Genomic DNA, 14,003 nt, shown 5'->3' with positions numbered 1-14,003 from the left:
CTCGATGAGGAAATCGCCAAGGCGCGCGAGACATTGACGGCGGTGGAATGAGGCGCTTGCGTAGATATCAATGACCCCCGAACTCACCGCCCTCACCCTCGCCGCCCTCCTTCAGGCCGTGCAATTCGCGCTCTACGCCGTGCCCGCCAACCTGGAACTCGGCCCCGGCTACACCATGTCGGCGCGCGACCGTGAGCCGTCGAAACCGCTCTCGCCCCGAACCGCCCGCCTCGGCCGCGCAATGACCAACCATTTCGAGGGGCTGATCCTCTTCACCATCGCCGTGGTCGTGGTCACGCTGGCGGGCCAGTCCACCGCCTTCACTGCCGCCTGCGCCTGGACCTACCTCGTCGCCCGCGTCCTTTATGTCCCCGCCTATTACTTCGGGCTGCGCCCGGGCCGGTCGCTCATCTGGGGCGTGGGGTTCCTCGCCACGCTGCTCATGCTCTTGGCAGCGCTCTTCTGATGCTTCATCTTGCCTGAAATACTCCGGGGGAGTCGCCGCTTGCGGCGACGGGGGCAGCGCCCCCCTCCAACGCAAAGGAAAGGACACTGACCCATGGCCTCTTATGACGTGATCATCATCGGCGCCGGTCCAGGCGGATATGTCTGTGCCATCCGGTGCGCCCAGCTCGGGCTCAAGACCGCCGTGGTCGAGGGGCGCGAAACGCTGGGCGGCACCTGCCTCAACGTGGGCTGCATCCCCTCGAAGGCGCTTTTGCATTCAAGCCACATGCTGCACGAGGCCGAGCACAATTTCGCCGCCATGGGTCTCAAGGGCAAATCGCCCAGCGTCGACTGGAAACAGATGCTGGCCTACAAGGACGAAACCGTCGGCCAAAACACCGGCGGCATCGAATTCCTGTTCAAGAAGAACAAGATCGACTGGATCAAGGGCTGGGCCAGCATCCCCGAGGCGGGCAAGGTCAAGGTCGGCGACGACACCCATGACGCCGGGAAGATCGTGATCGCCACCGGCTCCGAACCGGCCAGCATCCCCGGCGTCGAGATCGACGAGAAAACCGTGGTCAGTTCCACCGGCGCGCTCGAACTCTCCAAGGTGCCGAAAAAGATGGTGGTGATCGGCGCGGGCGTGATCGGGCTCGAACTGGGCAGCGTCTATGCCCGCTTGGGCTCCGAGGTGACGGTGCTTGAATACCTGGATGCGGTCTGCCCCGGCATGGATGCCGATGTGCAGCGCACGTTCAAGCGCATCCTCGAAAAACAGGGGATGGAGATCATCACCGGCGCGGCGGTCAAGGAGACCGAGGCGATGAAGACCAAGGCCAAGGTCACCTATGCGCCCAAGAAGGGCGGTGACGACGTGACGCTTGACGCCGATATCGTGCTCGTCGCCACCGGGCGCAAACCCTATGCCGACGGGCTCGGCCTCAAGGATCTCGGCGTCAAGATGACGGATCGCGGCCAGATCGACGTCGATGAGCAGTGGAAAACCTCGGTGGAGGGCATCCATGCCATCGGCGACGTGATCCCCGGCCCGATGCTCGCCCACAAGGCCGAGGACGAGGGCATGGCGCTGGCAGAGGTGCTGGCGGGCAAGCATGGCCATGTGAATTACGGCGTGATCCCCGGCGTGGTCTATACCACCCCCGAGGTCGCCACCGTCGGCCAGACCGAAGCCGAGGTGAAGGATGCGGGGTTGAAGCCCAAGGTGGGCAAGTTCAACTTCATGGGCAATGCGCGCGCCAAGGCGGTGCACCAGTCCGAAGGCTTCGTCAAGATCATCGCCCATCCCGAGACCGACCGCATCCTCGGCGCCGCGATCATCGGCCCTGCGGCGGGCGACCTCATTCACGAGATCTGCGTCGCGATGGAATTCGGCGCCTCGGCCGAGGATCTGGCACTGACCTGTCACGCGCACCCGACCTATTCCGAGGCGGTGCGCGAGGCGGCACTGGCCTGCGGTGACGGGCCGATCCACAGCTGAGCAAGGATCATCGCCCACCCACCCCCAAAGAAGCGCGAAGGCGGTCATCTCACCGCCCGAGCGCGTCTTTCACCAGAGCGTTTTCGTCATCCGTTGGGGCAGTTCCTCGTCAAAGTCCCGCGCCGCGATATCGCCCTCGGTCATCTCGGCCAGGATCTCGCCCAGGCTGGGCAACCCGGCGCTGTCGTCCCGGTTCCAGATCCCCGACCGGATCAGCGATTTGGGACATTGTGCATAGACTTCGGCCAGCTCGATCCCGATCACCGTCGCGGGCTGACGGCCCCTCTGCGCGAACCGCGCGCGCAATTGCGCGTCGTCGCTCAGCCAGGCCCGCCCGTTGACCCGCACCACCATCCTGTCACCCGGCACCATGAACATGACCGCGATCCGGCCGTCGCGGACGATGTTGCGCAAACTGTCGAGCCGGTTGTTGCCACGCCAGTCGGGCATCAGGAGCGTCCGGTCGTCCAGCACCTCGACCACCGGGCCATCGTCGCCGCGCGGGCTGGCGTCACAGCCCTCCGCGCCCACGGTGGCGATCACGCAAAAACGCGACGCCATGATCCAGCGGCGGTAAAGCGGCGTCAGACGCGGCGCCACCTTGCGCAGGGCCGCATCGCTGGGCGATCCGTAAAGCGCCTCGAGTTCCTCAATCGTCTCGAGCTTTCGGTAACTCTCCGTCATATCCCGCCTCCCGCATCAGCGCGTTCGATCCCGCCTCGATCTCGTTTTCCAGACGCGCCATGAACGGCTTCTGCGCCATCCCCGGCTCCAGCCGCGGCATGAACTCGACCACTGCGTGGCCCGGCTTGCGCAGCATCGTGCCCTTGGGCCAGAAAAGGCCCGCATTCGTCGCCGTCGGCACGCAGGGCTGGCCCAACTGGTTGTAAAGCACGTAAGAGCCCACCTTGAACGAGCGGTAATCGCCCGGCTTCACCCGCGTGCCCTGCGGATAGATCACCAACTGTCCCGGCGGCACCCGGCCCGATCTCACATCTTCCATCATCCGCTTGATCGCGGCCCCCCGCTTGCCGCGCGCCACCGGCACGCATCCCAGCCGCCAGGCGTAGATCCCGATGATCGGCGTCCAGAGAAGCTCGCGCTTCATGATGAAGCGCGGGCGCGGAAGCGCCTGAAAGATGATCAGGATGTCGAGAAACGACTGGTGCTTGGCCACGACGAGGCATTCCTCGCCCGGCACCGTGCCGCGCACCTGCCAGGTGATGCCCACCATCCAGCGCGCGGTGAACTGCACCCAATAGGTATAGGCCTTGCACGCGATCAGCGCGCCCTGCGGCGACAGCACCGCCCAGGGCAGGAACACGATGCCGAGGATCGCCATCGCCACCGCGTTCACGACCACGAAGAGGATCGACATGATCCAGCGCCAGATCAGCACCATCATCTGAGCCCTTTCAACGTCTTTCGCGCAGCACTGCGCGTGGCGGCGAAGGCCACCACCGCCGCCAGCGGCGGAATGATCAGCGGCCAGAGCCAGCCCGCCCCGGCATACCCCAGACCACTGAGAAACCCGCCTGCCTCCTGCGCCGCGGGCAGAAACCACACCGCGACCAGCCCCGCCACCATGCCCAGCGCCGCCCCCGACAGCGCACGCAGGGTAAAGCGGCGCACGAAAGCCTTGGCGATATAGCTGTCGCGCGCGCCGACCAGCCGCAGCACCGCGATCACCTGGGCATTCGCCGCCAGCGCCGCATTGGCCGCCAGCGTGATCATCGCCGCCATCGCCGTGAAGATGAGCCCGATCGACAGCCAGCCCAGCACGCGCAGCTTCGACGCCGCCTCGACCAGCGGCCGGCGCCAGCGGGTGTGATCGTCAAGCACCGCGCCCGGGACCTCGGCCTGAAGCCTCAGCCGCAGCCCGTCGGCGTCATAGCCCGGTTCATCCTCGATGATCTCGATCAGTTGCGGAATCGGCAAGGTTTCAACCGGTATGTCCGGCCCGAACCACGGTTCCAGAAGCGCGCGCTGCTCGTCCTCCGACAGGGCCCGCGCACGCGCCACTCCTGCCGTGGTCTCAAGCACCCTGAGCGCCGCCTCGGTCTGCTCGTCCATCTGTTCGGCCGGCGCCGAAATGCGCAAGGTGGCCGAGCGGCTCAACTCCTCGCCCCAGCGTTCGGCCAACCGCCCCGCCGCCAGCGACAGGGCCAGCGCAAACACCGCCAGGAATGCCATGATACCCGAGGTGATCAATGTCAGCCGCGCGGTGAACCCGGTGGGCGGCACCAGCCGGTCGGCCTGCGGATCGCCCACCAGAAGGGCCGCGATCTCCGATAGCGCCCGCCTCACAGGTCCGCCCCCGCAAGATGAAGCTGCCGGTTGGCAATCCGCAGAACCCGCGCCTGCACCTGCGTCTTGGCCGCCCGGATCAGGCCGAGATCGTGCGAGGCGATCATCACCGTCTTGCCCATCCGGTTCAACTCGACCAGCAGTTTCAGCAGCCGCTGCGACATCTCCCAGTCCACGTTGCCGGTGGGTTCATCGGCCAGGATCACGTCGGGCGACATGATCACCGCCCGCGCCAGCGCCGCACGCTGACGTTCGCCCCCCGAAAGCTCGGGCGGCAACGCGTCGGCCCGCGCCTTGAGCCCGACCCAGCCGAGCAATTCGCGCAGATTGGCCAATTCATCAATATGCGACCGGCCCGACACGGTAAGCGGCAGCGCCACGTTGTCGGCCACCGGCAGATGGTCGAGGAATTGCACATCCTGATGCACCACCCCGATACGGCGGCGCGCCATCGCCACGTCATCACGGCTCATCGTGCGCACATCGCGGTCAAACAGCCGCACCTGCCCCGAGGTCGGCACCAGCGCGCCGTAGCACAGCTTGAGAAAGGTGGTCTTGCCGGACCCCGAAGGACCGGTCAGGAAATGGAACGATCCGGGTTGCATCGCGAAACTGATGCCGCTCAGGAGTTCGCCCCCACCATAGCTGTAGGCCACGTTGTCAAGCTCGATCACGGTCCGGCCCCCTGCCATGTCTGCCCGGTCGGCCCACCGCCCCGGTCGGTCCTTATTGCCTCAGCCTTGCACAGGATTCAATCCGGCCCGTTATGCGGAAATGGCACGGAATGACGCAAATGCAGCAATTGCTTTGCGTTTTGCGCGCGAAAGGTTACAAGATGTGGTAAAGAGATGAGGCAAATGCCGGTCTACGGCGACAGGTGAGACGATGCGGCTGATCTGCCCGAATTGCGGGGCCCAGTACGAGGTGCCCGACGACGTCATCCCGGAAACCGGGCGAGACGTGCAATGCTCGAATTGCGGCGACACATGGTTCCAGAAACACCCCGAACATGACGCGGAACTCGCCGAGGAACTGGGCCAGCCGCTCGACGATACCGATTGGACCGACAGCGACGCCGAGCCCACCGAGGACTGGCACGACCAGGACCGGTCCCATGCCGGGGCCGCCGCCTCGCCCGAGGCTGCATGGCCGGACGAGATCGAGGAACCGACCGCGCCGGCGCCGCAAGTCAGCACCGGGGACGCCCCCGAGGACCCATTGTCGAGCGAAGAAGCGCGCGACGACGAGGCCCCGCTCGAACCCGGCCCTGCCCCGCAGCCGCGCGAACTGCCCGAGGACGTGCGCGAGGTTCTGCGCGAAGAGGCCAAACGCGAACGCGAGGCCCGCGCCGCCGCGGCGTCAGGCGGGCTCGAAACCCAGCCCGATCTCGGCCTAGAGGAGTCGCCGGGCGACGCCAGCCAACGAGAACGCGAGGCCCGCCTGCGCATGGCGCGGATGCGCGGCATGTCCGAGAAAGAAGCCATGACCGCGGCCGGCCTCTCCCAACTGTCGGCCAATGCGTCACGCCGCGATCTCCTGCCCGATATCGACGAGATCAATTCGACGCTGCGCAAGAATTCCGAGCGCCAGCCCACCGCCAGCACCGAACCGGACGAGGCGGCAGCGCCGGCAACGCAACAATCGGGCTTTTCGCGTGGCTTTTCCTACATGCTGCTGCTTTTCGCCTTGTTGCTGGCACTTTACGTCTTTTCCGGCAAGCTGGCCGAAATGGTGCCCCAACTCGGGCCCCTGCTTGAAACCTATGTCGATTGGGTCAATCGCGCGCGGCTCTGGCTCGACTCGCAGGTGGCCGCGCTTGTGCAATGGCTCGACAGCATGACATCCGAAGCCGCCGCGCCAGCCGGTGATGGCGGAACCTGACCGGCTTCATCAAGCCCTGAAGCGAGAGCAGCCCCGCCTCACGCCATAGGCGTGCCGCCAGCACGACGGGCGGGGTGACACCGATCATGGGCGATGCTCAGAACCGGTCCAGCAACCGTTCGAGATAGTCGCGCTCGCTCTCCGGCCGGGCCCTCTCGCCCGAACGGCGACGCAACTCTTCGAGCAGGTCTTGCGCGCGGCGATAGACGTCCTCGCCCTGGAGCATGTTGTCCTCGACCCCGGTCGCGCCCCTCTGGTTGCGGCCCAGCGGATCCGACCGGTCCTGCCCGGGCCTGCCATCCGCCGACTGCCCCTCGTCACCGTCATTTTCGCCCTGCTCCTCGGCCATCTGCTCGCCCAGCTCGCGCATGCCCTCGCGCAGGTTGTCCATCGCTTCGGCCTGCCGGTCGATCGCCTCGGCCAGGTCGCCCTCGCGCAGGGCCTCTTCCGCGCCGTCCATCGCCCGGCCCGCCCGGTCAAGCGCCTCGCGCGCGGCGTCTCCGCCCGGCGTCCCCGCCCCGGGCAGCGCGCCGCGCTGCTGATCGAGCTGGCGGCGCAGCTGGTTCTGCCGCTCGGCCAGGGACTCGGCCGGATCCTGCGGCGCACCCTCCTGTCCTGGGCGCTCACCCTCGCCGTCCTGACCCGGTTCCCCGGCCTGGCCTTCGCCCTCGCCGTCGCGCTCGCCTTCGCGGCCCATGCCGCCCTGTCCGCCCTCGTTGCCGCGCGATTGGCCGGATTCGCCGCCCGGGTTGAACCGGTCCTGCAAATCGCGGAAAGCCTCGTCCGACAGGCCCTGCTGATCGCGCAGGGTCTCGGACAGGCCCTCCATCGCCTGGTCCCCGGGCGACTGGCCACCCTGCCCGCCCTGGCCTTCGGTCATGCGCATGTTTTCCATCATCTGCTGCAACTCTTCCAGCGCCTGCTGCGCCTCGGCCATGCGGCCCTGTTCCATCAGTTCCTGGATACGGTCCATCATGCGTTGCAGGTCGTCCTGCGTCATGGTCATCGTGTTCTCGTCGCTCTCGCCCTGATCGGGCTGATCGGAGTCGCCGTCGCGCTGGTTCTCCTCGGCGAATTCGCGTTGCAACTGTTCGAGGTAATCGCGCGTCGCCTCGCGCAGGTCGTCCATCAGCCGCGCGATCTCGGCATCCGAGGCACCGTTCTTCATCGCCTCGGTCAGTCGTTCCTGCGCCTGGCGCATCCGCTCGAGCGCGTCCGCCAGGGTTCCTTCCTCCAGAAGCAGCGCCAGGTCCCAAAGCGCCTCAGCGATCTCGTCTCGGGTCTCGTCCGAGATGCCATATTCGGCCCCGGTCTCGATCCGGCGCAGGATGAACCGCAGCCTGAGGTAGTCCGATTCACGGTCGAACAGCCCCTCTTCGGGCTTGTAGGACACCGCCCGCAGCACCTGCGCAATGCGCCGTGCATTGTCACGGTTCCACAGAAGATCGCGGCGCATCTCGGCCACCACCGCCGCCATCGGATCAAAGAACCGCCGCGCGGCAAGGTCGATTTCCTGCACCGGGCTCTTGCCGACATTGCCGCCCGCGTCCTCGGCCCTGAGTTCGAGCTTCACCGGCAGGTTGGCCCAGGGATGCTGGCTGAAATCCTCGACCAGCACGTCCTCGAAATCCTCCCGACCGCGTGCCACCGGCAGCGGCAGCGCGACCTCGATCGCATCGCGCGGCTCGGGCTCGATGGACAGGCCGTAACGCCGGTCCACCCGGTCCTCGTCCAGCGTGATCCGCGCCCGCGCGGCCACGACACCGTAATCGTCGCGCGCCTCGAAGGGCATCGTAAAGTCGCCCACCGCGCTGGCCTCGGCCGGCCCGGTCGCATCGACCTCCGGTGCAGCGTCAGGGATCACCGCCATGTCCCAGCTGCGGCCGCCCGGCCCCTCGATGGCAAGACTGCCCTCCTCGGCCAGTGCGAAATCCTGCGCCGGCTCGGATGCCTGGCCAGTGCCCTCGGCAGGTTCCAAGGGCGCACCCGACACGTCCTCCACCACCCGAAGCGCCCCGGAGGGCCCGTAAAGCCGCAGCGTGATCCGGCTGCCCTCCGGCGCGGCAATCTCGCCCGCGTCTTGATCGTTGAGGTAAAGCGTCGGCTTCCCGGTGTAGCCCGGCGGCGAGATCCAGCCTTCCCAACTCGCGCCGATCCCGGCCTCGGCACTGCCCACACCCGGGGCCATGTCGGCGACACTGCCAACCCGGAAGAATGAGCCGAAGAGGAGCGCCACCAGCAGCACCAGCGCCGCCATGTATCGCAAGCCGAAGGGATCGCGCGCCGAAACCCGCAGGTCGGGCCGCACCGGGCGCGCGACCTCGGCCCGCGCGCGCATCCGCGCCTGGTGGGCCTCCCAGACCGCGCGCGAGGCCGAATCGCCCGCACCGATCGCCTGGGCATCCATCAGCGCCTGGATCGGACGCCCCGCCATCGTGGCATCGAGCCGCGCCAGAACCTCGTGTTCGCGCGGCAGGCGAAACGCCCGCACACCCCACGACAGCAGCGCCAGCCCCGCCACCAGTGCCACGACCGCGACAGCCCAGACGACCTCGACCGGCACCAGATCGTGCAGGCCCAGCATCAGAGCACCAAGCACGGCGAATGCCAGCGACCACACCGGCCAGAACGCGCGCGTGAACCGCTCGGCCAGCATACCCGCCCGCGTCAGCCTGATGGGCCAGCGCAGCCGCCTCAGAATTTCCTGGCCGGTCCGATCGGCGATAACGGCGCTCCTTTCACGGCAGCGGCCCCCGACATGACGGCCTCTGCCTTCACAACCAACACGGAATGGTATCGCGATTCAGCATCTCGTCCAAGGTGGGTCTGGCCCGGATGACAGCGAATTGATCGCCCCGCACGAGGATCTCGGGCACCAGCGGGCGGGAATTGTATTCGCTCGCCATCACCGCGCCATAGGCCCCCGCCCCGCGAAACGCCACCAGGTCGCCCTCGCCGACCGCCGCCATGTCGCGCGCCCGGGCAAACGTGTCGCCGGTCTCGCAAACCGGGCCCACAACGTCATAGCGCGCACCTTCGCCCCCCGCCGCCGGTTCGCGCACCGGCACGATCTCGTGATGCGCGTCATACATCGCCGGGCGGATCAGGTCGTTCATCGCCGCGTCGAGGATCAGGAAATCGCGCCCCTCGCCCGCTTTGACGTAGATCACCCCGGCGACCAGTATCCCCGCATTGCCGGCGACGAGCCGCCCCGGCTCGATCTCGATCTCGCAGCCCAGGTGCCCCACCGTCTCGCGAATCACCGCGCCATAGTCACCGGGCAGCGGCGGCACCTCGTTCGATGTCGTGTAGGGAATCCCGAGCCCCCCGCCCAGGTCGAGCCGCCTGATGTCATGTCCGTCCGCGCGCAGGGCCTCGGTCAACTCGGCCACCTTGGCATAGGCCAGCCGGAACGGTTCTAGGTCAGTGAGCTGGCTGCCGATATGCACGTCGATACCGACCACCTCCAACCCCTCCAGCGCTGCCGCCTCGGCAAAGACCGCCCGCGCCCGCGAAATCGGGATCCCGAACTTGTTCTCGCTCTTGCCGGTGGCGATCTTGGCATGGGTGCGCGCGTCCACATCCGGGTTGACCCGCACCGTCACCGGCGCCCGCACCCCCATCGCGCGCGCCACCTCGTCGAGCGCGCGCATCTCCGGCTCGCTCTCGACGTTGAACTGCCGGATGCCACCTTCCAGCGCCATGCGCATCTCGGCGCGGGTCTTGCCGACCCCGGAAAAGACGATCCGCTCGCCCGGCACGCCCGCCGCCTTGGCGCGGGCATATTCGCCGCCCGACACCACGTCCATCCCCGCGCCCATGTCGCCCAACAGCTTCACGATGGCAAGGTTGCTCGCCGCCTTCATGGCATAGCAGACAAGATGATCCATCCCCGCCAGCGCCTCGTCGAACAGGCGGTAATGCCGCGTCAGCGTCGCCGCCGAATAGCAATAAAACGGTGTGCCCACCGTCGCCGCGATCTCGGCGACGGGAACATCTTCGGCGAAAAGCTCACCGTCGCGGTAAAGAAAATGATCCATGGCGGCGGTCATAGCAAAACCACCACCGGGATCAATGGGCATTGCATGTCAGGTCGCGATGCCCGCCCCCGTCCAGCGCGCGGGTTATCCGCCGCGACGCTGCCTTTTGCGCTCGGATTTCCGGGCGGCCTTGTTGCGCTTGACCTGCGCCGCCTGACGATCCGCGATCTTGTCGAAGACCGGGGTAAAGCGGGGATTCATCACGCCTTCGCCGGTGGCGAGTTGATACAGGGTGTGAAACGGCGAATTGTTGCCTTCCACGATCAACGGCCCATCCTCGGACAGACCGACATCCCAGCCCATGACCCCGACATTGGGAAACACGGAATGCGCCTGCTCGGCCAATGCCTTGATCTCGGGCCAGAACGGGATGCGCGCGCCGACAATGGGTTGCCCGGTGACCGGATGATCGCCGATCTGCTCGGTATCAAGCCCCGTTCCGCGCCGACATCCCAGAACCTCGCCGGTGTCGATATCGACATTCGCCAGCATCGAACCGCTCTGCCAGAAATTGTCGGACATGGCCTTCGGCGACGGGATTTTCCACAGGACGTAGAGCACCCGGGGCCGGTCTGCCTCTTCGGTCACGGTCACGACCCGGATCGTGCCCAGCGCGGGCCCTGCGATCGCTGTCAGCGTCGGATGCTGGCGCACGGCACTCTGAAAAAGGAACCCGCGCTTGGCGTGATGTTTGAGAACCTCTTGCGCAAATGCCTCCAGCGCCACCGTCTTGCCATTGCCGAAACGCAGCATCTCGCCATCCGCATCCACCCCTTCGATCAGCGCCGATCCCACGCTGAGCGAGCCGAGGGCGGGCTTGGCAAAGAGCGGATAGCGCGCATCGTTCAACAGGAAGTTGCGGATCTCTGCGGGATCGCGCAGGACGGTCATCTTGCCGAACGAGCGGGAAACATTCACGATCGCCTGGGTCTCCGTCGTCCGCAGCCCCAGCCCCGACAGAAAGGTCGAGAACATCGACTTGTCGTTCATGAGATCGAAATGCTGGCGCAGACTCTTGGGCGACAGGCGCAGGTTGAGCCTGTGGCTCCCCACGGTGCCGACGAACCGCGCACGCTCCTCGGCGCTGTAGCGCGGGGCGTAAAGCTCGAAATCGTAATACTCGCTGGTATGTATCCCGGTTCTTTTTATCTGCAGCGACATCATCTGCCCAAACTGGGTCAGCGGCCCAACCCCGTGTTCGCGCGCAACACGCACCAGTTTCGGTGCATCCGGGGCTTTCTTTCGGGGCGGTCCGGCAAGCAGAGAACTTTCAGCGGCGGCACTGGTCATGAGAACCCTCCAATGTGCAACGACAGTTGCCCCAAGGTTCCCCAAGAATGTGGCCGGAATAGGTCAAAAAGTGACAATTACTCAAGACAGAGACGAATTGTTGCTGATGTGAGGACAGTCCTCGCGCCGGTCGCGCCTCGCATCACGCGCGGCTCAGAATCGCCTGCCCATGTCCGAAGGCCCGCGCACCCAGCCCATGCTGGCCGAGCCGCTCACCGTCAGCCCGGCATCGCGCGTCGGCGTCTCCGGCTCGCCATCCGCGCCGCAGCCCGCCAGCACCGCCACCAATCCCATGATCACCAAGGCTCTCATTCCAACACCGCCTTCCAGCGTGCCACCTGTTCGCGCACCCGCGCCGGCGCCGTTCCACCATAAGAGACCCGCGAGGCCACGGAATTCGCCACCCCGAGGACCGAGAACACGTCGTCGGTGATCGCGCCATGCACCGATTGCATATCCTCAAGCGTCAGGTCGGGCAAATCACAGCCACGGGATTCCGCCAATGCCACGAGGCTCCCGGTGACGTGATGCGCCTCGCGAAACGGCATGTCGAGCGCCCGCACCAGCCAGTCGGCGAGGTCGGTCGCGGTGGAAAACCCCGTCGCCGCCGCCGCTTCGAGCGCAGGCACGTTGGCCTGCATGTCGCGCACCATCCCCGCCATCGCCGCCAGCGCCAGCATCAGGTTGTCCGCGGCATCGAACACCTGCTCCTTGTCTTCCTGCATGTCCTTGGAATAGGCCAGCGGCAGCCCCTTCATCACCGTCATCAGCGCGACATTGGCGCCGAAGATGCGCCCGATCTTGGCCCGGATCAGCTCGGCCGCGTCCGGGTTGCGCTTTTGCGGCATGATCGAGGAGCCGGTGGACCAGCGGTCCGACATCTTGACGAACCGGAACTGCGCCGAGGACCAGATCACCAGTTCCTCGGCCAGCCGGCTCAGATGCATCGCGCAGATGCTCGCCCCCGACAGGAATTCCAGCGCGAAATCGCGATCCGACACGGCATCGAGGCTGTTGGCGCAGGGGCGGTCAAAACCCAGTTCCTTCGCCGTCATCTCGCGGTCGATCGGAAAGGACGTGCCCGCCAGCGCCGCCGCACCGAGCGGAGATTCGTTCATCCGCGCCCGCGCATCGCGAAAGCGCGAGAGGTCGCGGCCCAGCATCTCGACATAGGCCATCATGTGATGCCCCCATGTCACCGGCTGCGCGACCTGGAGATGGGTGAAACCGGGCATCACCCAATCCGCCCCTGCCTCGGCCTGCGTGACCAGCGCGCGCATCAGCCCGACAAGCGCGCCATCCACCGCGTCGATCTGGTCGCGCACCCACAGCCGGAAATCGGTGGCCACCTGGTCATTGCGCGAACGGGCCGTGTGCAGCCGCCCCGCCGCCTCTCCGATCAGATCCCTGAGCCGCGCCTCGACGTTCATGTGAATATCCTCGAGCGCGGTCGAAAACTCGAATGTCCCGGTCTCGATCTCTGACAAAACGGTGAGCAGCCCTTCCCTCATCGCCTCGGCATCATTATCACTCACGATGCCCGTGGCGGCCAGCATGGCGGCATGGGCCCTCGAACCGGCAATATCCTGTGCCGCCATCCGCTGGTCGAACCCGATCGAGGCGTTGATCGCCTCCATGATCGCATCCGGCCCCGCGGCAAAGCGGCCGCCCCACATCGCGTTCGAGGTTTTTTCGGTCATGTCACCTGGCCCATGGAAGGAAAGTCGATAATGTCGCGTTCCGCGCTGATCTATACCGCCCTCGCCGCAATCGCAATCGTGGCCGTCGCCGTCCTTGCCCTGCGCGACCCGGCACAGCCGATTCCGGCGACGCTGGAAAACCGCGCCGAGCTCGAAGGGCTGCGCGAAGGCACGATGAAGAAACTCTCCTTCCACCCCGCTCCCAAGCCGGTGAGCGCCGTGGAATATGACACACAATCCGGGGCCAAGGCCACGCTCGCCGATCACGGGGGGCGCTATGTGATCCTGAATTTCTGGGCCACATGGTGCGCGCCCTGCCGCAAGGAAATGCCCATGCTCGCGGAGTTGCAGGAGGAATTCGGCGGCGAGACGTTCGAGGTGCTCACCATCGCCACGGGCCGCAACAATCCCGGCCAGATGGAGAAGTTCTTTGACGAGATCGGCGTGAGCAACCTGCCGCTGCATCGCGACCCGTCGTCGGCACTGGCGCGCGACATGGCGGTGCTGGGCCTGCCGGTCACCGTGATCCTCTCGCCGGAGGGGGCCGAGATCGCCCGCATGACCGGCGATGCCGAATGGGATTCCGAAAGCGCCAAGGCGATCATCACGGCCTTGCTCGCGCAAGCCGGTTGACCTCGGCGGCCTCCCGGGGGCGTCAGCGGTTTCGACATTGCGTGCCTGCGGCACACAGGATTCCTTGTTTGGGGGCGCTGCCCCCGAGGTGCAAGATCCCGTTGGGATCTTGCACCGCCCCCCGGAGTATTTTTCGCAAGATGAAGCATGGGAAAGGCCGGGAGGTTAACGATTCGCCGCCGCCGGTCAGACTGTTTTACCGGC

Annotated in this window: 13 protein-coding genes; 4 read left to right on the top strand and 9 right to left on the bottom strand. The window is 66.4% G+C overall.

Annotation, left to right across the window (positions count from 1 at the left end):
• The first annotated feature begins 70 nt into the window (after positions 1-70).
• A complete protein-coding gene (locus ACESL9_RS08700) occupies positions 71-466 on the top strand; it encodes an MAPEG family protein (protein ID WP_372613655.1) in 396 nt (131 codons plus the stop codon).
• A 93-nt stretch (positions 467-559) separates the two neighbouring features.
• Positions 560-1,948, top strand: a complete 1,389-nt coding sequence (gene lpdA, locus ACESL9_RS08695; protein WP_372613657.1) for a dihydrolipoyl dehydrogenase — start codon at positions 560-562, stop codon at positions 1,946-1,948.
• Between the two features lie 69 nt (positions 1,949-2,017).
• Here lpdA and ACESL9_RS08690 read toward each other — a convergent pair whose 3' ends face one another.
• The 4 genes from ACESL9_RS08690 to ACESL9_RS08675 are packed head-to-tail and all read right to left on the bottom strand — an operon-like array spanning position 2,018 to position 4,929.
• Positions 2,018-2,632, bottom strand: coding sequence for a pyridoxamine 5'-phosphate oxidase family protein (locus ACESL9_RS08690; RefSeq protein WP_372613659.1), 615 nt, complete (start codon positions 2,630-2,632; stop codon positions 2,018-2,020).
• Entirely contained in the window at positions 2,598-3,350 is a 753-nt protein-coding gene (locus tag ACESL9_RS08685; RefSeq protein WP_372613755.1) for a lysophospholipid acyltransferase family protein, read from the bottom strand. Before ACESL9_RS08685 ends, ACESL9_RS08690 begins: the two co-directional genes overlap by 35 nt.
• Positions 3,350-4,255, bottom strand: coding sequence for a cell division protein FtsX (locus ACESL9_RS08680; RefSeq protein ID WP_372613661.1), 906 nt, complete (start codon positions 4,253-4,255; stop codon positions 3,350-3,352). The genes ACESL9_RS08685 and ACESL9_RS08680 overlap by 1 nt, the downstream gene beginning before the upstream one ends.
• Positions 4,252-4,929 (bottom strand): cell division ATP-binding protein FtsE, encoded by a 678-nt coding sequence (locus ACESL9_RS08675; protein ID WP_372613662.1) that lies wholly within the window; start codon positions 4,927-4,929, stop codon positions 4,252-4,254. The genes ACESL9_RS08680 and ACESL9_RS08675 overlap by 4 nt, the downstream gene beginning before the upstream one ends.
• Before the next feature lie 211 nt (positions 4,930-5,140).
• On the opposite strand from ACESL9_RS08675, the gene ACESL9_RS08670 reads away from it, so the two are divergent.
• A complete protein-coding gene (locus ACESL9_RS08670; protein ID WP_372674725.1) occupies positions 5,141-6,136 on the top strand; it encodes a zinc-ribbon domain-containing protein in 996 nt (331 codons plus the stop codon).
• Positions 6,137-6,233: 97 nt separating this feature from the next.
• Here ACESL9_RS08670 and ACESL9_RS08665 read toward each other — a convergent pair whose 3' ends face one another.
• The 5 genes from ACESL9_RS08665 to argH form a co-directional block, all read right to left on the bottom strand.
• Positions 6,234-8,861 carry a TIGR02302 family protein gene (locus tag ACESL9_RS08665; protein WP_372613757.1) on the bottom strand — a complete coding sequence of 876 codons (2,628 nt, stop codon included), beginning with the start codon at positions 8,859-8,861 and terminating at the stop codon, positions 6,234-6,236.
• Positions 8,862-8,910: 49 nt separating this feature from the next.
• Positions 8,911-10,176: a diaminopimelate decarboxylase gene (gene lysA, locus ACESL9_RS08660; protein WP_372613666.1), complete on the bottom strand. Its 1,266-nt coding sequence runs from the start codon at positions 10,174-10,176 to the stop codon at positions 8,911-8,913.
• A gap of 84 nt (positions 10,177-10,260) precedes the next feature.
• Positions 10,261-11,466 (bottom strand): sugar-transfer associated ATP-grasp domain-containing protein, encoded by a 1,206-nt coding sequence (locus ACESL9_RS08655; RefSeq protein WP_372674724.1) that lies wholly within the window; start codon positions 11,464-11,466, stop codon positions 10,261-10,263.
• A 153-nt stretch (positions 11,467-11,619) separates the two neighbouring features.
• On the bottom strand, positions 11,620-11,778 hold the full coding sequence (locus ACESL9_RS08650; protein WP_372613670.1) for an argininosuccinate lyase: 159 nt from the start codon (positions 11,776-11,778) through the stop codon (positions 11,620-11,622).
• On the bottom strand, positions 11,775-13,166 hold the full coding sequence (gene argH, locus ACESL9_RS08645) for an argininosuccinate lyase (RefSeq protein ID WP_372613672.1): 1,392 nt from the start codon (positions 13,164-13,166) through the stop codon (positions 11,775-11,777). Before argH ends, ACESL9_RS08650 begins: the two co-directional genes overlap by 4 nt.
• 30 nt (positions 13,167-13,196) lie before the next feature.
• Between argH and ACESL9_RS08640 the strand changes: the two genes are divergently transcribed.
• Positions 13,197-13,799 carry a TlpA family protein disulfide reductase gene (locus ACESL9_RS08640; protein WP_372613674.1) on the top strand — a complete coding sequence of 201 codons (603 nt, stop codon included), beginning with the start codon at positions 13,197-13,199 and terminating at the stop codon, positions 13,797-13,799.
• The last annotated feature ends 204 nt before the right edge of the window (positions 13,800-14,003 follow it).

The organism is Aquicoccus sp., from assembly GCF_041686535.1.
Taxonomy (GTDB): domain Bacteria; phylum Pseudomonadota; class Alphaproteobacteria; order Rhodobacterales; family Rhodobacteraceae; genus Aquicoccus.
The sequence above is the reverse complement of the archived record's forward strand: the minus strand, read 5'-3'. Positions and strand labels throughout refer to the sequence as shown.